At 66.0% G+C, this 19,851-nt stretch carries 20 protein-coding genes and 1 pseudogene; 7 read left to right on the top strand and 14 right to left on the bottom strand.

The features are described 5' to 3' along the window. Nucleotides 1-4 precede the first annotated feature (4 nt). The 4 genes from BST47_RS16260 to BST47_RS16245 all read right to left on the bottom strand — a co-directional run bounded on the left by BST47_RS16260 (nucleotide 5) and on the right by BST47_RS16245 (nucleotide 2,116). Nucleotides 5-550 (bottom strand): hypothetical protein, encoded by a 546-nt coding sequence (locus BST47_RS16260; RefSeq protein WP_083126575.1) that lies wholly within the window; start codon nucleotides 548-550, stop codon nucleotides 5-7. Beyond that, nucleotides 525-833 (bottom strand): helix-turn-helix transcriptional regulator, encoded by a 309-nt coding sequence (locus BST47_RS16255; RefSeq protein ID WP_083126574.1) that lies wholly within the window; start codon nucleotides 831-833, stop codon nucleotides 525-527. Before BST47_RS16255 ends, BST47_RS16260 begins: the two co-directional genes overlap by 26 nt. Before the next feature lie 108 nt (nucleotides 834-941). Further along, nucleotides 942-1,319, bottom strand: coding sequence for a hypothetical protein (locus BST47_RS30295; protein ID WP_107528989.1), 378 nt, complete (start codon nucleotides 1,317-1,319; stop codon nucleotides 942-944). A gap of 47 nt (nucleotides 1,320-1,366) precedes the next feature. Then, nucleotides 1,367-2,116 (bottom strand): SDR family oxidoreductase, encoded by a 750-nt coding sequence (locus BST47_RS16245; protein ID WP_083126572.1) that lies wholly within the window; start codon nucleotides 2,114-2,116, stop codon nucleotides 1,367-1,369. Nucleotides 2,117-2,127: 11 nt separating this feature from the next. Here BST47_RS16245 and BST47_RS16240 point away from each other — a divergent pair, with 11 nt between their 5' ends. Further along, entirely contained in the window at nucleotides 2,128-2,715 is a 588-nt protein-coding gene (locus tag BST47_RS16240) for a chorismate mutase (protein ID WP_083126571.1), read from the top strand. Here the strand turns inward: BST47_RS16240 and BST47_RS16235 are convergent. The 3 genes from BST47_RS16235 to cobF are packed head-to-tail and all read right to left on the bottom strand — an operon-like array spanning nucleotide 2,708 to nucleotide 4,757. Further along, nucleotides 2,708-3,571, bottom strand: coding sequence for an Fpg/Nei family DNA glycosylase (locus BST47_RS16235; protein ID WP_083126570.1), 864 nt, complete (start codon nucleotides 3,569-3,571; stop codon nucleotides 2,708-2,710). The genes BST47_RS16240 and BST47_RS16235 overlap by 8 nt on opposite strands. A 15-nt stretch (nucleotides 3,572-3,586) precedes the next feature. Next, nucleotides 3,587-3,988: a phage holin family protein gene (locus tag BST47_RS16230; protein WP_083126569.1), complete on the bottom strand. Its 402-nt coding sequence runs from the start codon at nucleotides 3,986-3,988 to the stop codon at nucleotides 3,587-3,589. 25 nt (nucleotides 3,989-4,013) lie between these two features. After that, on the bottom strand, nucleotides 4,014-4,757 hold the full coding sequence (cobF, locus tag BST47_RS16225; protein ID WP_083126793.1) for a precorrin-6A synthase (deacetylating): 744 nt from the start codon (nucleotides 4,755-4,757) through the stop codon (nucleotides 4,014-4,016). A 121-nt stretch (nucleotides 4,758-4,878) separates the two neighbouring features. On the opposite strand from cobF, the gene BST47_RS16220 reads away from it, so the two are divergent. Then, nucleotides 4,879-5,769, top strand: coding sequence for an AurF N-oxygenase family protein (locus tag BST47_RS16220; RefSeq protein ID WP_083126568.1), 891 nt, complete (start codon nucleotides 4,879-4,881; stop codon nucleotides 5,767-5,769). Next, a complete protein-coding gene (locus BST47_RS16215) occupies nucleotides 5,766-6,053 on the top strand; it encodes a DUF4873 domain-containing protein (protein ID WP_083126567.1) in 288 nt (95 codons plus the stop codon). Before BST47_RS16220 ends, BST47_RS16215 begins: the two co-directional genes overlap by 4 nt. Here the strand turns inward: BST47_RS16215 and BST47_RS16210 are convergent. Both BST47_RS16210 and BST47_RS16205 read right to left on the bottom strand, forming a co-directional pair. Beyond that, nucleotides 5,993-7,207 carry an MFS transporter gene (locus BST47_RS16210; protein ID WP_083126566.1) on the bottom strand — a complete coding sequence of 405 codons (1,215 nt, stop codon included), beginning with the start codon at nucleotides 7,205-7,207 and terminating at the stop codon, nucleotides 5,993-5,995. The two genes, BST47_RS16215 and BST47_RS16210, sit on opposite strands and share 61 nt — an antisense overlap. A 27-nt stretch (nucleotides 7,208-7,234) precedes the next feature. Beyond that, nucleotides 7,235-7,501, bottom strand: coding sequence for a DUF4235 domain-containing protein (locus BST47_RS16205; RefSeq protein ID WP_083126565.1), 267 nt, complete (start codon nucleotides 7,499-7,501; stop codon nucleotides 7,235-7,237). Nucleotides 7,502-7,567: 66 nt separating this feature from the next. On the opposite strand from BST47_RS16205, the gene BST47_RS16200 reads away from it, so the two are divergent. Next, a complete protein-coding gene (locus BST47_RS16200) occupies nucleotides 7,568-8,443 on the top strand; it encodes a TIGR03619 family F420-dependent LLM class oxidoreductase (RefSeq protein ID WP_083126564.1) in 876 nt (291 codons plus the stop codon). Nucleotides 8,444-8,477: 34 nt separating this feature from the next. Here the strand turns inward: BST47_RS16200 and BST47_RS16195 are convergent, their stop codons facing one another. Both BST47_RS16195 and BST47_RS16190 read right to left on the bottom strand, forming a co-directional pair. Further along, nucleotides 8,478-9,584 carry a glycosyltransferase gene (locus tag BST47_RS16195; RefSeq protein ID WP_083126563.1) on the bottom strand — a complete coding sequence of 369 codons (1,107 nt, stop codon included), beginning with the start codon at nucleotides 9,582-9,584 and terminating at the stop codon, nucleotides 8,478-8,480. An 85-nt stretch (nucleotides 9,585-9,669) separates the two neighbouring features. Then, on the bottom strand, nucleotides 9,670-10,635 hold the full coding sequence (locus BST47_RS16190; protein ID WP_083126562.1) for a bile salt hydrolase: 966 nt from the start codon (nucleotides 10,633-10,635) through the stop codon (nucleotides 9,670-9,672). Between the two features lie 223 nt (nucleotides 10,636-10,858). On the opposite strand from BST47_RS16190, the gene BST47_RS16185 reads away from it, so the two are divergent. Together BST47_RS16185 and BST47_RS16180 are read left to right on the top strand one after the other, a co-directional pair. After that, nucleotides 10,859-11,872, top strand: coding sequence for a hypothetical protein (locus tag BST47_RS16185; protein ID WP_083126561.1), 1,014 nt, complete (start codon nucleotides 10,859-10,861; stop codon nucleotides 11,870-11,872). Between the two features lie 117 nt (nucleotides 11,873-11,989). Next, nucleotides 11,990-12,604, top strand: coding sequence for an FHA domain-containing protein (locus BST47_RS16180; protein ID WP_083126560.1), 615 nt, complete (start codon nucleotides 11,990-11,992; stop codon nucleotides 12,602-12,604). On the opposite strand, the pseudogene BST47_RS16175 reads toward BST47_RS16180, so the two are convergent. After that, nucleotides 12,601-15,629, bottom strand: a pseudogene (locus tag BST47_RS16175) (Kelch repeat-containing protein). The gene BST47_RS16180 and the pseudogene BST47_RS16175 overlap by 4 nt on opposite strands. A gap of 89 nt (nucleotides 15,630-15,718) precedes the next feature. Continuing rightward, nucleotides 15,719-18,013, bottom strand: coding sequence for an ATP-dependent DNA ligase (locus BST47_RS16170; protein WP_083126559.1), 2,295 nt, complete (start codon nucleotides 18,011-18,013; stop codon nucleotides 15,719-15,721). A gap of 31 nt (nucleotides 18,014-18,044) precedes the next feature. On the opposite strand from BST47_RS16170, the gene BST47_RS16165 reads away from it, so the two are divergent. Beyond that, nucleotides 18,045-18,278: a hypothetical protein gene (locus BST47_RS16165; RefSeq protein WP_083126558.1), complete on the top strand. Its 234-nt coding sequence runs from the start codon at nucleotides 18,045-18,047 to the stop codon at nucleotides 18,276-18,278. 6 nt (nucleotides 18,279-18,284) lie between these two features. Here the strand turns inward: BST47_RS16165 and BST47_RS16160 are convergent, their stop codons facing one another. Then, nucleotides 18,285-19,742, bottom strand: a complete 1,458-nt coding sequence (locus BST47_RS16160) for an HNH endonuclease signature motif containing protein (RefSeq protein WP_083126792.1) — start codon at nucleotides 19,740-19,742, stop codon at nucleotides 18,285-18,287. Between the last annotated feature and the right edge of the window lie 109 nt (nucleotides 19,743-19,851).

Genomic DNA, 19,851 nt, shown 5'->3' with positions numbered 1-19,851 from the left:
ACACCTACGCGTCGGGGTTTGGGCGGATCCAGCCCAGGATCATCGCGGGCAGGCACCCGCCGATCAGCAAGACCGTCATCGCCATCAGTCCCCCGGCGTAGGCCATATCGACGTCGGCGCCGCCGGTGATCACCGATCCGAAGATCAGGTAGAAGATCGGCAACAACATCAGGTTCTGTGTGACGGTCAGCCCGATCGAGCGCGCACTGTTACGCTGCTGCATCTCGTATTCGTCGAGCGCGCCCTCCGGGGCGTCGCCCTGCCTGCCGGACACGATCTGCAACACGATCCACAGCGGGAAGAAGATCACGCACGCCGGAAGCCATAGCAACGGCGCCCATCGAATCCCGAACGCGCACATCACACTTACCACTGCCATGAACGTGAACGTGGCCGCCAATCCGATCACCAAGGCGCGACGGCGCTGTTGCGTACGCCACCGCGGAAGCGAATGCGCGTAGGTGCTCTCGTGCTTGAGGAATCGCCGGATGCGGAAGTTCTGATACCTGTCGATCAGCGTCGGGTCAGTCTGCTTGATCGAGCTGGACATCGGCCTCGCCTCCTTGTCGTGTGGACTTGCGGTAGAGCTCGGTGGACAGCGGCGCGAACGGTTCACGGGAGAACACCGCGTCCACGGGCAGCCCGAAGACATCGCAGATCCGCAAAGCCAGATCGAGGCTGGGAAAGTGGTCGCGCCGTTCCAGCGCGCCGACGGTCTGCGGATTGACGTCCACCAACGCCGCGAGCTGTGCGCGGGACATCCGCCGTTCCGCGCGTAGAACGCCGATGCGGTTGTGGATGGGGAGGGCCGCGCCGCGCCTCACCGGACTCATACAACACACTGTTGTGAAAACCCAACAGAATGTCAAGTCCCTACAACAAAAGCAACGCGACGCCCGCCCACGAGGGGCGTGCGCCGCGCTGCGGTCGACTTATGCCGGTCAGGGCGCGGGGATGTTGATGCACCCGACGTTCGGGAGACATCCGCTGGCACCGCCGGGACCTGCCGAACCACCCGGTCCGACCGGCGACAGTGAGCCACTGGCGCCGCCCAAGTCCGCGGAACCGCCCGGACCGTTGGGGATCACGCCGGAGGCCCCGCCACCATCGGCGGTACCGACCGGACCATTGGGAATGGCGACGTTCGCTCCACCGCCCGGCCCGGCTGTGACGTTGCCGATGGCCCCGCAGGGCGTGCCGTCAGCGTTCACGCACGGCGGCGGCGCCGGCTGAGCAACGGAGATGGGCGCAGCAGCGATCGCGGCGGCCGCCGCACCCGCGAATAGGAAAGGCGTCAACTTCATCATCTTCGCGTTCATGAAATTGGGCTACCCGCGGCTGCGCGGCCATTAAACATGAAGCTTTTCTAAGCAAAATATTTTGTAAGTCGTGGCGGAAGCATTCGCATCACCTGTACCAGCGGTCCCCACGGCCACCACGGAACGGCTGCCCGGCCGGTCTCACGCTCCATCGCGTCGACCATCGCCTTGACCCCGGTCTCGTTGTCCACCATCAACAACGTCGACGCGGACTTAGCGGTCATCTCGGATTCGATGTAGCCGGGCTCGAGCGTGGTCACCTTGATCGGACCGCTCACGTATTCGGCGCGCAGCGACTCTCCGAGCGACGTCACACCGGCCTTGCTCGCCGCATACGCGGCCTTCACGCCCGGGACGCCCTTGTTGCCGAGCACCGAGGAGATCAGCACCAGATGTCCACCCCCGGCGGCCTTGAACATCTCGAGCGCAGTCTCGATCTGGACAAGTGCGGCAATGAGATTCGTCTCGAGGGTGGCCTTGTTCGCCCACAGCTTGCCCGACCCAAGCGGTGCGCCCTTACCGATACCCGCGTTGACGATGACGCGGTCGATACCGCCCAGCTCGTCGGAGAGCTCGGCGAACACCTTGGGCACCTGATCGTGGTCGTTGACGTCGAGCGCGGCGACGGCCACCGTGATGCCTGGATGCCGCTGCAGGAGTTCTGCCTTCAGTTCGTCGAGCCGCTCGACGCGGCGGGCGCACAAGGCGAGGTCGCGCCCCTTGGCGGCGAACGCCCTGGCCATGCCTTCTCCGAGCCCCGAGCTGGCGCCGGTGATCAAGATTTTCTGCCGAGTCACGCGGTCAGCTTATGCATGATGATGGGGTGATCCCGAATCGAAGTTCACTTCTGTTGGCCTCTGCCCTGCTCGCGGGCCAGGTGGTCCTGACGCCGGTCGCCGCGGCCCAGCCCGTCTACCCCTTTTATCAACTGGTCGACGCGGCAGCCCAGCGCTTGGCGACCGCCGATCCGGTAGCGGCCACCAAGTGGATCAACGGCGGGCCCATCACCGACCCCGCGAGAGCGAACCAGGTACTGGACTCGGCGGCAGCCGATGCGACGGCCCACGGTATCGACCCGGCCTACGTGCGTAGCGTCTTCACCGATCAGATAGCCGCGAACGAAGGAGTCCAATACACCCGATTCGGCCAGTGGAAGTTCGATCCCGGGATCGCACCGACAACCGCGCCGGATCTCGCCGAATCACGAACGCAGATCAACGGATTGAACAAGACCCTGGTCGACGAGATTGCGCTGCACTGGAATTCGCTACATAGTCAGGGCTGCGGGACAGACCTGGCGGATGCGACGGCCGCGGTGGTCGCCGCACGAAGACTCGACGGCCTCTACCAGCAGGCGTTGACGTCGGCCACCCGCTCGTACTGCCAACCTATTTGAGCAGCCGCGACATTCGCCGGTCCGCCAGAACCTTGCCACCCGTCTGACACGTCGCGCAGTATTGGAACGACTTGTCGGCGAAGGACACCTCGCGCACGGTGTCACCGCACACCGGACATGGCAGGCCGGTACGGGCGTGCACGCGCAGCCCGGATCGCTTCTCCCCCTTCAGCGTTGCGGCCCCCTGACCCACGGATCGGCTCACGGCATCGGTGAGGACGGAGATCATCGCGTCGTGCAATGCGGCGAGCTGCGCTTCGGTGAGCTTGCCCGCCGTCGCGAACGGTGAGATCTTCGCAACGTGCAGGATCTCGTCGCTGTAGGCGTTGCCGATGCCGGCGATCACCTTCTGGTCGGTGATCACGGTCTTTATCCGGCCGCTGTTCCCGGCGAGAACGGCGGCCAGATCTTCCGGTCGCAGCGACAGCGCGTCGGGTCCGAGCGCGGCGATGCCCGGCACCTTGGCCGGATCGTCGACCAGCCACACCGCCAGCCGCTTCTGCGTCCCGGCCTCGGTGAGGTCGAAACCTGCCGCTTCCCCCGGTGTGCCGAGGTGGACGCGCAGCGCGATCGGACCCTTGCCAGGTTTCAGGGGCGCCGCCGCGAGCTTGTCCGACCACCGCAGCCAGCCGGCCCGCGACAGGTGCGTGATCAGGTGCAGATCGCCGGACTGAAGTCCGAGGTACTTGCCCCAACGATTGGCGCCGCTGACGGCCTGGCCGTGCAGTACCGCGATCGCGGGGTCGAACGTCTTGAGCACCGAGAACGCCGACACGTCGATGCGTCCGATGGTCAACCCGACGGCGTTGCGGCGCAGATGATCGGCGAGCGCTTCGACCTCGGGCAGTTCGGGCATGTCTCCAGTGTGCCGCTAGCGGTCCGCTGCGCGTTCACTCGAGCCGACAACGAGCGACAACAACCAGGTCACGATCGACAGCACGATCGCCGCCCAGATCGCCGTCCACCAGAAGTCGTCGATGAACAGGCCCCAGTGCGTCGTGTGCTCGGTGATCCACGATGTGATCCACAGCATCAGCGCATTGATCACGATGTGAATCAGGCCGAGGGTCAGAATGTAGAGCGGGATCGAGATGAATTGCACGATCGGTTTGATGATCGCGTTCACCAGACCGAAGATGACGCCGACGACGAAGACGATGCCGACTCTCTGCAGCGTCGATTCCCCGCCGATGAAGCTGATCCCGGGAACGATCAGTGTGACAACCCACAGCGCAAATCCGGTCAGTGCCGCACGCAGCAGGAAAGATCCCATGCGGCTGATCTTCCCACGATGCGGGTCATTCCGGGCTGCGCAGCAGATAGGTGTCCATGATCCAGCCGTGTTCGGCGCGGGCTGCGGCGCGCGCCGTCACGATGTGCGCACCGACGTCGCCGACCGTTCCGGAGAACAGCAGTTCGTCGGCCGTGCCGAGGTAGGCACCCCACCAGATCCGGGTGTCGGGCGGGCACCCCTGGAACGAGCAGTCGGCGTCGAGCATGACGACCGCGCTGCCCACCAAACCGGTGGCGCGCAACTGCCGCCCGGTGGTGATGAGCACGGGCTCGCCAACGTCGTTGAGCGGTATGCGGTGTCGGGCCGTCAGCGCCTGGATCGCGGTGATCCCGGGGATGACGTCGTAGTCGATGTCGACGTGTTCGGCCACGCGGTCCAGGATCCGCAGCGTGCTGTCGTAGAGCGACGGATCACCCCATGCGAGAAACGCACCCACGTCGCCGGGGCCGAGTTCTGAGGTGATCGCATCGGCCCACAGGCGGGCGCGTTCGGCGTGCCAGTCGGAGACGGCCCGTCGGTAATCGCCGCCCTCGGCGCGTGGCGGATCGGGCATCTCGTGGAACCGGTACCCGGGTTCGCGGATGAATCGCTCGCAGACCAGGCGGCGCAGCGCGACCAGGTCGTCCTTGGTGTCGCCCTTGTCCATCGCGAAGAACACCCGGGTGTCGTTGAGCGCGGTGACTGCCTGCGCCGTCACATAGTCGGGGTCGCCCGCGCCGATGCCGATGACGTGGATCCGACGAGTCACGCGCCGAGAATACGGCACGAGCTGGGGATACCGTGGGTACCCGATACCCGGGGTATTGACATGCTGGCGCCCGGCTCCGTACCTTTCAAACAATCGACAGCGCAGTCGGAGGGAGTCGTTGATGACCGCACCCACTCGTGAAGAGTTCGCCGAACGTCTGCTGAAGGGCTCCGTCAAGAAGTCCTACGCGCCGGTCGTCGATATCGACTGGGATGCGCCGCTGGACCCCGACAAGTTCTTCCTTCCGCCGAAATGCGTCTCGCTCTACGGCACGCCGATGTGGGACGCGATGACCCGCGAGCAGCAGATCGAACTTTCACGGCAGGAGCTCGTCAACACCCTGTCGGCCGGCATCTGGTTCGAGAACATCCTGAACCAGGCGCTGCTGCGCAAGATGATGCACCAGGACCCCACCGCCAGCGCCACGCACTACGAACTCACCGAGCTCGGTGACGAGACCCGCCACATGGTGATGTTCGGCAAAGCGATCGAACGTGTCGGCGCAAACCCGGTGCGGCCCAAGTACTACCAGCGTTTCATCATCAACCTGCTGCCCTTCGCCTTTCAGGGACCGATGCTGTGGGTCGCCGCGCTGGTGGGCGAGGAGATCTTCGACTCGCTTCAACGGCAGATGATGGACGACGACGACCTGCAGCCGATCATCCAGCGCCTCATGCGTATCCACGTCACCGAGGAAGCCCGCCACATCCAATTCGCCCGCGACGGGCTGCGTAAGCGCACCCCGACCATGCGGCGGCTGCCGAAGTTCTTCGTGGCCAACATCAACGGCGTCGGTGGGTACTTTTTCCGCTTCCTGTTCACCAACAAGGTGCAGTACCGCCGCGTCGGCCTGGACGCGCGCGAGGCCCGCCGCGCAGCGCGCAGCAGCGCGCACCGGCACGAAACCCACGTCCTCGGGTTCGCGCCGCTTGCGGCGTTTCTGGACGAGGTCGGGCTGATGGGGCCGATCGCGCGCCGCATGTGGCGGAGAAGCGGGTTCCTACCCCGGTGAGCGACATCTACGACGGCCCCGCCACCGTGCGTATCGGCGAGGACGAACGCACCGTGCGCGTGCGACTGGCCGGCCGAGTCGAGCCGATAGACGGCCGATATCACTGGCAGGGAACGGTTTTCGACGACCTGCTCGGCGACACCAGGTTGCCGCGGCAGGTCACCATGTCGGTGGGCCGACACCAGGCGCAGGCACGCATCGTCGAGCGGCCGCCGCAGGGCGGCTATTCGGTGGCCGGTGTCGGCGCCCCGCCCTTCGCGCTGGAGGCCGTCGAGGTTCGGTGACGTCCGCAGATCGCGATCACCAGCACCACAACGGCGACCACCCCGCCCGCGACACCCGAAATCAACAGCGGCAGACGACCGTCGGCGCCCCAGAGCAATCCAGCCCAGATCCCGGCCGCCAGCACCGCAAAACCGCTGAGGCCCTGGAAGACTCCCTGCGCGCTGCCCTGTACGTCGTCGGCGACAAGCGACGAGATCCACGCCTTGCCGACGCCGTCGGTGCATCCGGTGAACAGACCGTAGACGCCGATCAACAGCCACGCCGTCAGCGCGTCGGTCGTCATGCCGAGCCCTGTGTAGCCGACGGCGAAGAACACCAGTCCGATGCCGAACACCACCGGTTTGCCCACCCGATCGGCGACCATCCCGGCCGGATAGCTCGCTGCCGCGTACACCGCGTTGTAGGTCACGTAGGCGAGAATCACTTCGGGCACCGAGAACCCGATCTCGTTGAGCCGCAACAACAGCAACGCGTCGGGAAAGTTCACCAAGCCGAACGCGACCACGACCGCGGTCACCCGCCAATAGCTGCGCGGCAGATCCTTCACCCGGGAGAACACCGCGCGGCGAGTCGCCTTACTCGGCAGCGGCGCCCGTTCGCGCACCAGGAACACCAGCGCGACGCTCAGCACGGCGGGGACGACCGCGACCCACAACAGTGGTGCGATCTGCTGGTCCAGCAGCTGATAGCCCACCAGACCCAGCAGCGGCCCGACCACGGCGCCGAAGGTGTCCATCGCACGGTGGAATCCGAACACCCGGCCGCGCGCGGCCGCGTCGATGTCGACGACCAGAAGCGCGTCGCGAGGCGCGCCACGGATGCCCTTGCCCAGCCGGTCCACCACCCGGCCCGCGAGTACGCCCGTCCACCCCGAGGCGGCGGCCACCATCACCTTGCCCAGGGCCGCCATCCCGTAGCCGGTGGCGATCAGCGGCCGGCGCGAGAAGCGGTCACCGAGCGGCCCGGCCGCCAGCTTCGTCAGCGACGCCGCACCCTCGGCGGCCCCTTCAACGGCGCCGACCACCGCGGCGGGCGCACCGAGGACCGACGTCAGGTAGATCGGTAGGAGCGGATAGAGCAGCTCGCTGGCGGTGTCCTGGAGGAACGACACGGCCGAAAGCACCCGCACATTGCGGGTCAGCCAGCTGCGCACCTACGCCATGATGCCGTGTCGGGCCGGCTAGCTCAGGTCCTCGTCGGTGATCGCCGCGAATCCTTTGGCTTGCCCACGGGCCAGCGCCGCGCGAACCACGCCGACGATCAGCCCCTGGACCGCGGCGGCAATCATGACCTCCCGCAACGAGCGACTCAAGTCCTTCGGATCCGGTTCCTCGTCGTCGGGGTTTACGCGCTGCCAGATTTCGGTGAAGATCTTGCCCGCGATTATGCCGCCCATCACGCTGCTGACGATCGATAGAGGTTTGAATAAAGACTTCGCCGCACTCATGGCCAACAACGTTCCCGCCGTCCCGTTCCTCAAACCTGAGACTAGAACACGTTCTAATATCGGTTCGTGCGCTTCACCTATGCGGAATCATTGACTCATCCGAAGTACTACATCCCGCTCGCCAAGGCGGCCGAGGCCGCGGGCTTCGACGCGATGACGATCGCCGACAGCGTCGCCTACCCGTACGAGTCGGACTCGAAGTACCCGTACACCCCCGACGGGAACCGCGAATTCCTCGATGGCAAGGAGATCGTCGAGACGTTCGTCCTCGCCAGCGCACTCGCCGCCGTCACCACGACGCTGCGGTTCGACGTCTACGTCCTCAAGCTCCCGATCCGCCCGCCTGCGTTGACGGCCAAGCAGGCCGGCTCGCTCGCCGCGCTGTCCGACAACCGGCTCGCCCTCGGCGTCGGAACCAGCCCGTGGCCCGAGGACTACGAATTGATGGGCGTGCCGTTCGCGCGGCGCGGCAAACGGATGGACGAGTGCATCGACATCGTCAAGGGCCTGACGACCGGTGACTACTTCGAATACCACGGCGAGTTCTACGACATCCCGAAGACCAAGATGTCACCGGCGCCCACCCGGCCGATCCCGATTCTCATCGGTGGGCACGCCGAGGCCGCGCTGCGGCGTGCGGCCCGCAACGACGGCTGGATGCACGGCGGGGGTGACCTCGGCGACCCCGAGTCCCTCGACCGATATATCCAGCGGCTCAACGAACTTCGCCAGGAAGTGGGCCGCACGGGACCGTTCGAGATTCACGCCCAGTCGCTCGATGCCTACAAACCCGACGGCATCAAGCGGCTCGAGGACCGCGGCGTCACGAACATCATGGTCGGCTTCCGGATGCCCTACGCCGTAGGGCCCGACCCCGAACCGCTGGAGAACAAGCTGCGCGCCATCGAGAAATACGGCGAGAAGGTCATCTCGAAGGTGTAGACCGACACCGGTCCTGGTCTGCCGCGGCCAGTGGTCACCCGCCTATCGCCTGCGTCACCACCCCGGCCATCTTGCTGCGGAATGCCTCGGGCGAGAACTGTTCTGCGTGCGCGCGGATGGCCACCGGGTCGAACGCGCGACTGTCGAACGACGCGAACCTCTCCGCGAAGCCACTGACGACCGCGGCATCGCTCGCCCCGGTGACCAACGTCCCGGTGTTCCCTTCGACCACGCTGTCGAGCGCTCCGCCGACTCCGAGGGCGATCACCGGCGTTCCACATGCCATGGCCTCGACGGGCGTGATGCCGAAATCCTCCTCCCCGGGCATGACCATCGCCTTCGCGCGGCGATACAAGCTGCGCAACTCTTCGTCAGAGACCCGGCCGAGGAATTCGATTTCACTGTTCGCGGCGAGTTTTCGACATCTGGCGGCTTCGCGGCCGTCTCCGGCGACGACCAGCTTCACCCCGGCCTCCGCTGCGGCCCTGACAGCGACATCGGGTCGCTTGTAGGACACCAGTCGCCCCGCGAGGAGGAAAAAGTCGCCACGCGCCTCGCTCGCGTCCGGTGTGTAGAAGTGAACGTTGACCGGCGGATGTACGACCTGCGCCTCGCGCCGCCAGTGGCGTTTGATGCGCGCCGCCACGGCAGTGCTGTTGGCCACGACGGACGTAATGTTCGGGGCCGCCGCCAATTCGGTCCTGATCGCCAACTTGGCCAGCAGGTCGAGGGCTATGCGGCCGGGCCACGACGTCGCCTCTTCGGCCCTCATCTTCTCGTCCCACGCCCACCTCGCCGGCGAATGCACGTAGCCGACGGTCGGGATCGGGCCCGCGGCGCTGACAGCGGCCAGCGCGAACGCGTGATGGCTGATCACCACGGCTTCTGCCGAACCAAAATCTCGGCGTTTCAGCCAGCTCGGCACCAGCGGAAGCAACGGTGCGTAGCTGCGGTAACCGGACAACCGGTAGGCGGTCGACAGACCACCGGTGGTTACGCGTGACGAAAACGGTGCGTTAGTCCGCGCGTCGACGATGGGAACACTGACCGGCGCATCCGGCCACTCTCGGGACAGCTCAGTGACCACGTGTTCCGAACCCGCGATCTCGGTCAGCCGTTCGTGAACGATCGCAATCTTCATCTCAGGTCCCCACCCTCACCGTAGCGTCACGTGTCCTGGCGCCCCCGCACGCTTGAAAAATGAACTCTCATCCGTCTCGAAAGGTCTAGAACGGCACCGGCTGCGGTTCGAACCTGGATGTGACGTCGCCGACCAGAGTGGTGTCGTACGGGTTGATCTCCAACGGCTGACCGTCGAGCTTCAGCGCGTCGAAATCGATCCAGATCACGTTCGGACTGGTCGACAGTTCGAAGAAATACAGCTTCTCCGTCAGGTCGATGACAGTCCGGTATTCGGTGTTGTAGACGCCGAAGTCGTGGTAGGGCGCACCGAACGGCACCGAGACGTTGCGCATGATCGCCATCACGCTCGCCACCGCCTGCCGCCGATCGACGGGCGGCGTCAACAGGGCCGAATAATAGGCCGCACGCTGGAACCGATCCCTCGGGTTCACGTTTCCGGGTAATGGGGTGTCACTGCTCGGATTCGAAAAATCCTGCTGTGCAAGCAAATCCAGCTGCTCGTCATAGGTGGGGTCGTTGGTCATGATGGTGAACTGACGACCGTGGTGAATGACGGGTTCCCCTTCGGCGAACTCGATGATCGCCGAGTCCCCGCCGACGTCTTCCAGCGCGAAATGGATGGTGGCCTGGCGGCCGTGCGCCTCCACCATCACCGGCTGGAACGTGCCGATCATGTCGAGGGCTTCGGCGACGCTGCCTGCCTGGTCGAGCAGGTACTGGCCGAACAGCCCCATCTGCAGACCCGGCCGGCCCGGATCACGTGCTCCGACGTTCGTGGACTTGAGGAACAGGGCGTGCATTCCGAGGCCCGCCTCGTTGAACCCGTCGACGGTGCCGATCCCGTACACCGTGGTGACCAGGTTCGCGTGGCGACTCGTCCACCGCAGGGGGTTGTCGGGCACCGCGACGATGTCGCCGACCTTGCCGCCGTCGCGCTGCCGCCCCCGCGGAAAGGCGACGATCGTCGGCTGCGTTGACTCCGGCCAGTCCATCGTGCGCCCCGACATGACGTATCTGCCGTCGGTGTTCCACAGCACCCGCGTGCACATCTACCGCGTCACCTCCCCCTGAGGATCGATGCTCACCCTGCCATGTTCGGTCGCGGATTCGTGGCGAGACTTGCCTGGCGGATAGGAAAACCTATCCGCTGCGGCCGAAAAACTGACTTCGCGGCGGTTACCCGTAGTCACCTCGGAAAACCATCATGAATGTCGTCCAGAACGACTGAAAACGATCGCAAAGGTCGTAACCACCACGAAATAGGAAAATCCGATGTCCACGACAGCACCGATCGGCCGGACCGCACGAGCTCCTGAAGAAACTGTGCGGCTGCGTCCCGGCGACCTGCCGACCAGGCCGACACCGCAAGCCACCACTCCCCGCAGAGCCTCAGTCCTCGGCGAGCCGATGACCGTGCGGCTGAAGGCACTTCCGAAGGCCGTCGGCGGAGTCGACAGCGAGACCGTCCGGCTGCGTCCACTCGTCGACATCCCCGTCGTCGGAAAGGTCACCAACACCATCCGGCAGCGCTACCTCGACCTGAGCAAGGCGGCGGTCACGCCGCCGACCAGGTGGGAGTACGCGCGCATCGCCCTGGTGCTGTTGCTGGCGTCGATGCCGATCCTCGCGATCTCGGTCGAGGTGTTCGGTCTGCTGCCCCAGAGCGGCATCACCCTGGTGACCATTTCGCTGGTTGCGTTGCTCGCAACGCTCATCGCGTTCGCGCCGCACCGGATCGACATGATCGTCGGGCGTGGCCTGATCGCGGGCATGGTGGCCTGCATCGTGTACGACGCCGCCAGGCTGTTCGCCGTGCACGTGCTGGGATTGATGGGCGACTTCATCCCCGTGATGGGGTCGTTCGTCACCGGCGAGCCGGACACGGCGGGTAGTGCGGCGGTCGGTTACGTGTACCGGTACCTCGGCGATGCCGGCGGGCTGGGGGTGGCCTTCTTCGTCGTCGCGTATGCCATCGGCATCGACAGGTGGAAGAACGTCTACGCGGTGCTGGCTGCGATTGCCTTCGGGGTGTTTCCCACCTGGGCCGGCCTGATGGCAACCGTCGCGCTGTCACCGAACGGCGAGGAGCGGATGTTCCCGCTGAACACGGCCACGGTGATCATCACGCTCCTGGGGCATGTCATCTTCGGGCTGTTCCTCGGGCTGGCGTTCTTGAAGGCGCCGCGCGGGGACCAGAGCGGATGGCCGTGGCCGCCGCTGTCGGAATCGGCGCTGGCGAAGCGGGCCATCCGGTTCAGGAAGAAGATCACCAATTCGCCGCACTAGGCGTGCGCGCCGCGGGTCGTCGGGGGAGCTCTCCGGCGACCCGCGGCCCCATGCACGGCCGTTCGCAGACCACGGACCCGTGTTGTGGGTGAAAATTGCCCCCTATAGGAGGTCTGCATGTCTTCCCACTTGGAAGTCTTCAAGCCGACGGGACGCGAGCTGGTCCCGTTGACCGGCACCCGGGTGACGCTCGGCAAGGCTTCGACCAATGTGGTGGCACTCGAACACGACCCCACCGTCTCTCGCCTGCACGCGATCCTGGAGAACCACGGGTCGGCGTGGTCGATCCGCGATGTGGGCAGTCGCAACGGCACGTTCGTCAACGGCGAGAAGATCGCCTACGAACAGGTGCTGCGACCCGGGGACGAGGTGCGCATCGGCAAGTCCAGGTTGGTGTACCTGCAGGCACGGCAGTCCGGCGAGCCGGTCGAAGAGGCGACGATCGTGCCCGACGCCGCACAGCTCCCGCCACGGCTGACCCGGCGGGAGGTCGACGTGCTCATGGTGTTGTGCCGTCCGCTGGTGTCCGAGGACCCGTTTCCCGAACCGGCGTCGGTCCGGCGGATGGCAGGCGAGCTGTACGTCACCGAGGCCGCCGTCAAACAGCACCTGCAGAACCTCTACGACAAGTTCGCCATCCCCACCGAGGGCGACCGCCGCGTGCGGCTGGCCAACGAGGCGCTCCGGCGCGGGGCCGTCACGATCGCGCAGCTGCGCGACAGCGGGAGCTAGTTGAAGTCGAGTGCCTCGACGACCGCCACCGGACCTTCGTGGCTGGGCCGGTCGGCGCCGCCGATGCAGAACAGCGTCGTGTCGACGGCGGCCACCACCTGACCGTGCACCGGCGTGTTGATCGGCGCCTGCGTCGTCCACTTCCCGGTGGAGATGTCGTACATCTCGACCGTGGCGAGCACCCGTGTCGGCTCTTCCCCACCGACGGAGATGATCCGGCCGTCGATGAGCGCGGCGCCGTAGCTGCCGCGCGGAGTCGGCATGTCCGTGAGCTTCTCCCAGCTTCCGGATTCTGGATCGAAGCGCTCGAAGGCGGCGGAGTTCTCGTCGGCGCTCAGCGACCGGCCACCGACGGCGTACACGTAGACGCCGTCCGATACCGCGGCCAAATGCTCACGCGGCGTCGGCATATCGGCAGCCGTCGTCCAGGAGTTGCCATCGAAGATCTCGGTCTGCGTGACGAGCTTCTTGTCGTCCTGTCCGCCGACCACCACGATCGTGTCGTCGACCACCGCCGCCGACGGCGCGGCCCGCGCATGCTGCAGGCTCGCCAGCTCCTCCCACTTTCCGTTGCGGAAGGCGAACACCTTGTTCGATGCCTCGGTGACGGTTTCGCTGGCCCCTCCGATGACGACGACCTCGCCGCGATACGCGGTCGCGGTCGCGTGGTGCAGCGGAACGGGCAACGAAGGGAGCGTCTCCCAATCGCCGGTTTCGGGGTCGTAGCTCTCGAACGTGTCAAGCGTTTCGGCGTGACCCAACATGCCGCCCGCAACGAAGATCTTTCCGTCGAGCACGGTTGACGCCATCATCAGTCGCGCAGTCGGCGCATCCGGCAACAACCGCCACTCCGCTGCCGGTTGAGGTTTGCGTGGTGCGAGTCTCAGCGACTCGGCCGACGCGACCATCTGGTCGGCCGCACCCGTCGACCCGCCGATCGCGTAAACGGTCTTGCCCACGGCGGCAACCGCAGCCCCGTGCCGCGCGGTCCCCAGATCCGGCAGCGCGGTCCAGGTCGCCGTGGTGAGGTCGAGCGCGGCCACACTCTTGAGGGCTTCACCATCCGACATTCCGCCGACGGCCACCAGCCGGGCGTCGGCGATCGCCACGCCAAAGTCGCTGCGCCCCTGCGGAAGTGCGGGCATGGTTGCCCACTTGTCCGCGACGGGGTCATAGGCTTCGACGGCGGTCAGGTCTGTGGTGTCGTTGGAGCCGCCGGCCACGTAGACGAGCTTGCCGTCCGACGCCGCACCGGACATCTGGCGTGGCGTCGGAATGGGGGCGCCGAGCCGCCAGCCGGTGCCGTCGTAGATCTCGGTGGTGTTCAGCAGCTTCCCGTCGGCGTCCACACCGCCGGTCACGACGAGTAGGTCTCCGACGACGCCGGCCGCTGCCGCCGCGCGGGGCTGCAGCAGTGGCGGCAACTCGACCCAGCGACTGTTGACGACCCGCCACACCTTGTCGGTCGCCACCTCCTGATTGGTGCCGTCGGTACCCAGCCGCCGAGCACGACCGGGGTGTCCTCCCACGTCACCGCCATCGCGCGCTGGACGGGAACGGGTAGATTCTCGCCACCCTTCCAGCTGTCGAGCGCAGGATCGAAGCCCTCGTGCGCTCCGCTCACCTGGTTGCCTGCTCCCAGACCGCCGAACACCCAGATCGTGCCGTCGGCTTCGGTGGCGGCCACCGCATCGCGGGCGACGCGCGCGTCCGCGATCGGTGCCCATTCAGGTTGCGCTTCGACGGTGGGCCGGGTTGGGGCCGCCTGCTGTTCCTCGCCCTTGTCGCGCGACGTGAACATCACGATGCCGCTGATGACGAGGAGCAGCGCGACGGCGGCTGCGCCGACAGTGATCAGGAGACGCTTCGGATCTTTCTTCTCCGGCGTCGGCTCGGGACCGGGCTGCGACGCCGTCTCGGCAGGTGGGGCGGGCGGACCGGGCGGGGTCGGCGGAACCTGCCAGGGCATACTGCCCTGGCTGACTGACGCGGTGTGCGCGAACATGTTCGGGTCCAGCTGCGGTGCCGAGCTTTCCGGGCTCACCGGCAGGTTGGGTGCGGATTCCGGAACCTCGGTTTTGGATTGAGACGGCTCGGGCTCGCGAGGCGCTCCCGTGAGCGGCAACGCCTGGGTGCCGCCCGTCGGCTCGGGCTCACCGCCGGGCTCACTGAGCGCCATCGGATCCGCCGTCAAGCCGTTGTGACGCTGCGCCAATTGCAGTTCGTGGCCGAACTCGGCGACCGATACCTGCCGATCGCTTGGCTCGCGGGACATCGCCTTCTCGATCGCCGCACAGACATCGGTGGGGATTCCGTGCGGTCGCAGGTCCGGCACGGGAGTGGAGGTGATGCGCAGGTAGTGCGCGATCAGATCCTCGTCGGCCTTGCGCTCGTGCGGCGGCCCACCGGCGATCAGCGCGTAAATCGTGGCGCCCAGGGAGTACACGTCGGCCGCGACCGTCGGCGGATTGCCGGCGAGCACCTCGGGGGCGGTGTAGGACAGGGTGCCGGTGAAGAATCCGGTCACCGTCTTGTATCCACCGGCGATTCGCGCGGTCCCGAAGTCACTGAGTTGCGGTTCGCCGTAGTCGTTGAAGAGGACGTTCGCGGGTTTGATGTCGCGATGCAAGGTACCCGCGCGGTGGGCGGTCTCGAGGGCGCCGCACAATTTCACCGCCATGCGCAGTGCCTCGGGCCAGGCGATGCGGCCCTCGCGGCGCAGCCGCTCCGCGAGCGAACCCACTGAGTGATAAGGCATTACGATGAACGGCCGGCCGCTCTCGGTGACGCCGACCTGAAGGATGTTCACGATGTTCGGGTGCCCAGAGAGCCTGCCCATCGCGAAACCCTCGCGCAGGAAACGCTCGCGATCGGATTCGTCGAGATCAGACGCCAGCACCTTGACGGCAACACTTCGCCCGAGCGACTTCTGGGAGCAGCGGAAGACGACACCGCTGCCGCCCCGGCCCACTTCGACAGCGTCTTCGAACCCGGCGGCCGCCAGTTCAGACGCTATCCCGCTCATCGTGTTCTCGACTTCCGTGAAATGCGAATACTTCGCTAAAGGTACCGAGCGAAGATCCCGCAAGCGCCGCATTCGCGCTTTCGTTGCGGCTACGACTCCCAGACGACTTCAGACGGTTCCTTGTCGGTACGCAGCCCCCGCCAGCTCGGTTGACGCAGTCTGTCGTCGGAGGTCCGCTCGCTGTAGCGCACCTCGCCGACCAGTTCCGGCCGAACGAAGGTGACGCCGCGGGCGTCGATCTTGGAAAGGCGTGCGTTGAAGGGTGATTCGTCGGTCTCGAGCGGCGTGAGCAGGTCCTTGAGGTTCTTCAGCGCCTTGTCGGTGAACCCTGTACCGACCCGGCCGACGAACTGCAGGCCACCGTCGGCCGGGATGCCCAGCATCAGCGCGCCGATGCCGCTGGAGCGTCCGCCCTCGCCCTTGCGCCAGCCGCCGATCACCACTTCCTGCGTGTTCCAGATCTTGTCCTTGATCCACGACGACGACCGTCGTCCCGGTTGATAGGTTGCGTCGCGCTTCTTGGCGACCACACCCTCCCAACGCTTCTTGCGCGCGAACTCCAGCGCCTCGGGGCCGTCGCCGGGCAACAGATCCGGCACGATCAGACCGCCGCCCTCGGCGAGCGCTTCCAGCACGCGGCGGCGGTCGGAGTACTTGGCCTTGAGCAGCGAGCGGCCGTCGAGGTAGAGGATGTCGAACGCCCAGTACTCGACCCGCGTCGAACGCGCGCGGTTCTGCATTTCGCCGAAACTCGGCACGCCCGAGTCGTCGAGAGCCACGGCTTCACCATCGAGGATCACGTGGTGATCGGCGAGATCGGCTGCGAGCGCGGCGAATTGCGGATACTCGTCGGTGACGTCACGCCCTCGGCGCGACCGCACGTTGAGCTTGCCGTGGTTGGCGTCAACCAGGACGCGGTAGCCGTCCCATTTGCCCTCGAAAGCCCATTGCGCCGACGTCATCTTCGCGATCGAGCCTTCTGTCGCGAGCATTGGGGCCAAATCGCTGGCCTGCGGGTTGGCCTGCTCCTTCATGCGATGCGCCAGCCAGTTCTTGCCGTTTGTCTGGATCAGCGCGTAGCGGCCGTCGATCTTTTTGCCGTGCAACGTGATGATGACTTCGCCGCCCGTTTCAGGGCCGTCCGGCGAGTGGTCGCGGAATTTCTCGGTCTCGTAAGTACCGGTGTCCCAGATGATCACCTTGCCGCCGCCGTATTCACCCTTCGGGATTTCACCCTCGAAGCTGCCGTATTCGAACGGATGATCCTCAGTGTGCACGGCGAGGTGGTTGACCGCGGGGCTGTCCGGCAGGTTCTTCGGCACTGCCCAGCTGACGAGGACGCCGTTGCGCTCCAGCCGGAAGTCGTAGTGCAGTCGGCGGGCGTGGTGTTCCTGGATGACGAAGAAGTCGTCGTTGCCCGGCGTGGGCGCGATGTTGGGTACCGGCTCGGGTGTCTTGCCGGCGTCGCGCATGCTGCGATAGGTGCTGAGCGCGTCGGCCACCGGTGCGTCGGCGTCCATCTCGGCCAACAGGTCACCGTCACGTTCCAACCGCTCGAGCACCTCGTCGAAGCGGAGGTGCCGCAGATCGGGATCCTCGATCTCATCCCAGGTGCGCGGGGCGGCGACGGTCGGCTCGTCGCGACCGCGCAGTGAATACGGCGCGATGGTCGTCTTGTTGCCGTTGTTCTGGCTCCAGTCGACGAACACCTTGCCGCTGCGTTGACTCTTGGTCATGGTGGCCGTCACGCGCTGGGGCATCGTCTTCTCGAGCTGCACCGCGATGCGACGGGCCAGCACCGAAGCGCCGTGTGAGCTGATCGGCTTTTCCAGCGGCACGTACAGATGCAACCCCTTGCTGCCGCTGGTCAACGGGAACGTTGTGAGCCCGATGCCGGTGATGAGCTCACGCACCTCGTGCGCCACCTCGCACAGCTGCCGGAACGTGACACCTTCGCCCGGATCCAGGTCGAAAACCACCCGGGTGGCCAGACCCGGCGTCTGCTCGGCTCCCTCCTCTCGAGTCCAGGTGCTGACGAATCGCCATTGCGGCACGTGCACTTCCAGCGACGCCTGCTGCGCGATCCACGCCAGCCCCTCGGCGCTGTTGATGATCGGGTACGTCGTGGTGCCCGACTTGTGGGTGATCGATCCCCGTTCGAGCCAGTCCGGCGCCGAGGAGGCGAGCTGCTTTTCGAAGAATGCCGGCTCGTCGACGCCGTTGGGCCAGCGCTTACGGGTGACGGCGCGGCCGGCGATATGCGGGAGCATCGCCTCGGCCACGTTGACGTAGTAGTCGAAGACCTCGGCTTTAGTAGTGCCCGTGGCGGGATACAGCACTTTGTCCGGGTTGGTCAGTTTCACCCGACCGAACTGATCCACCACACCACGGTATTACCCCGGGTAGCGTGCGACTATGACGAGAATCTTCGCGGCGTGCCTGCTCGCGGGCGCAGCCATCGTCTTCTCGGCGCCGCAGGCGGGAGCCGACCCTGAGGATCTGCTGCCCTATTGCTCCGGCGATCAGACGCCGATGGACAACAACTGCCGGCCGATGGCTCACCAGGAAGCCACCCACGGAAGCGGAAGCGGTCTGAGCCCGAACCTGCCGACCGGCCTCGACCCGGGGAACCCGGCCGTCGTCGGCTGACCGACGTCAGGCGGCGTTGGGTTCTGGTCCGCCGGGTTCGTGTGGGTTGAGGATTGGTTGGTAATCGGGTGGTCCGATGAGCCATTCGTCGTCGAACGGTGGGATATCGGTTGGTTGTTCTTCGTCGGTGGGCGTGATGGGTTCGTCGTGGGGTGGACGCAGGCGTTCGGGGCGGTGGTAGTCGTTGACCCGGGCCTGGCCGGTATCCAAGTGTGATGGGGGAATCCATTCCACCTCGTGGTCCTCGTTCATCTGAGTGGTCCAGCCGCCCGGGCCGACCATCCGGTTATCCGGACCGCACGCCAACCCCAGCTCATCGACATTGGTCAACCCGTCATCAGCCCAATCGCGGGCCGCGTGATGAACCTGACTGCCGTAGGCCGGCACGGTGCAACCGGGTTTGGTGCAGCCGCCATCGCGGGCGATGAGCATGATCCGCTGCGCCGGTGAGGCGACACGGCGGGCGCGGAACAGATCAAGAGCAGAACCCGTGGCCTTGTCGAAAACCGCCAAGTAGTGGTTGGCGTGGGCGGCCATTCGGATCACATCGCTGATCGGTATCAGCGAGCCGCCACCGCTGACGCCCACCCCGGCGCGACTCTCCAAGTCCTGCAGTGTGGTGCGGACGATGATCGAGGTCGGTAACCCCTTGTGCTGACCGAGCTCACCGCTTTCCAAAACACTGCGACCGACCGCCAGCATTGCGTCGTGCTGGCGCTGCGCCAGACTGCGGTGATCATTGTCGATCTGGGCCTGCGTCGGAGTTCCCGAGACACAGGGGTTCTCGTCGGCAGGGTTGCACATTCCCGGTGCGGCCCACTTGGCGAAGATCGCCTCATAGATCGCCCACGCTTCCGGGGTGAGATTCCCTTTGAACGGGATCATCTTGTCCGAGCCCTGCGGCCCCTTCGACACGCCGCGGCGGCGCTCACGTTCGGCGTCGTCGGGTTCGGGGCCGTCCTGATCCAGCAAAAACAGCGTCCGCTCGGCCTTGTCCTTGAGTTCCTTGGGGCCCAACCCGATAGCGTGTCGGACGAGATCAAGTTCGATCTGCGCGCGAGTCAGAGTGTCGACCGCGGGCGGGATACGGTCCATCGTGTCGCGCAACACCTTGACGTGCTCACCGTTGATCATGCCGCCGGCCTGCGCCAGCGCAGAGCACGGCAACACCGGATCGAGCGGTTCCCCGATCAGCGAGCGGCGCGGCCCCAATGCCGCCGCCTCATCCAAGCGACGACCGGCCTCAGATGTCGAGATTCGCCACCTGAGTGCCAACACCTGACGCCAGGACTTGGTGCCCATTTCCTTGGCCGTCGTCTCGGTCTGCAGACGTGCCAGCAGGCGATGACTCTGGGCAGGCAACTGACACGACAGCGTCTCCAGCTCATCGAGCGCATTGAGCAACTCGGACTTGGTGAGCAAATCGATGGGCAGCCCGGCTAATTCGTCGTGCGCGGCGCGCATCGCCGCCACCGCTGCCTGCACCGCCTCCGCACTGTCTTGAGTCAAGAAGTTGGCAGGTTTTCTTGGGTAATTGGGTTCAGGTATGCCTGCTGTGGGGTGCGGTCCTGGA

The organism is Mycolicibacterium tusciae (genome assembly GCF_002086795.1).
In the GTDB taxonomy this organism is placed as follows: Bacteria; Actinomycetota; Actinomycetes; order Mycobacteriales; family Mycobacteriaceae; genus Mycobacterium; species Mycobacterium tusciae.
This window is presented reverse-complemented; position numbering and strand designations above follow the sequence as displayed.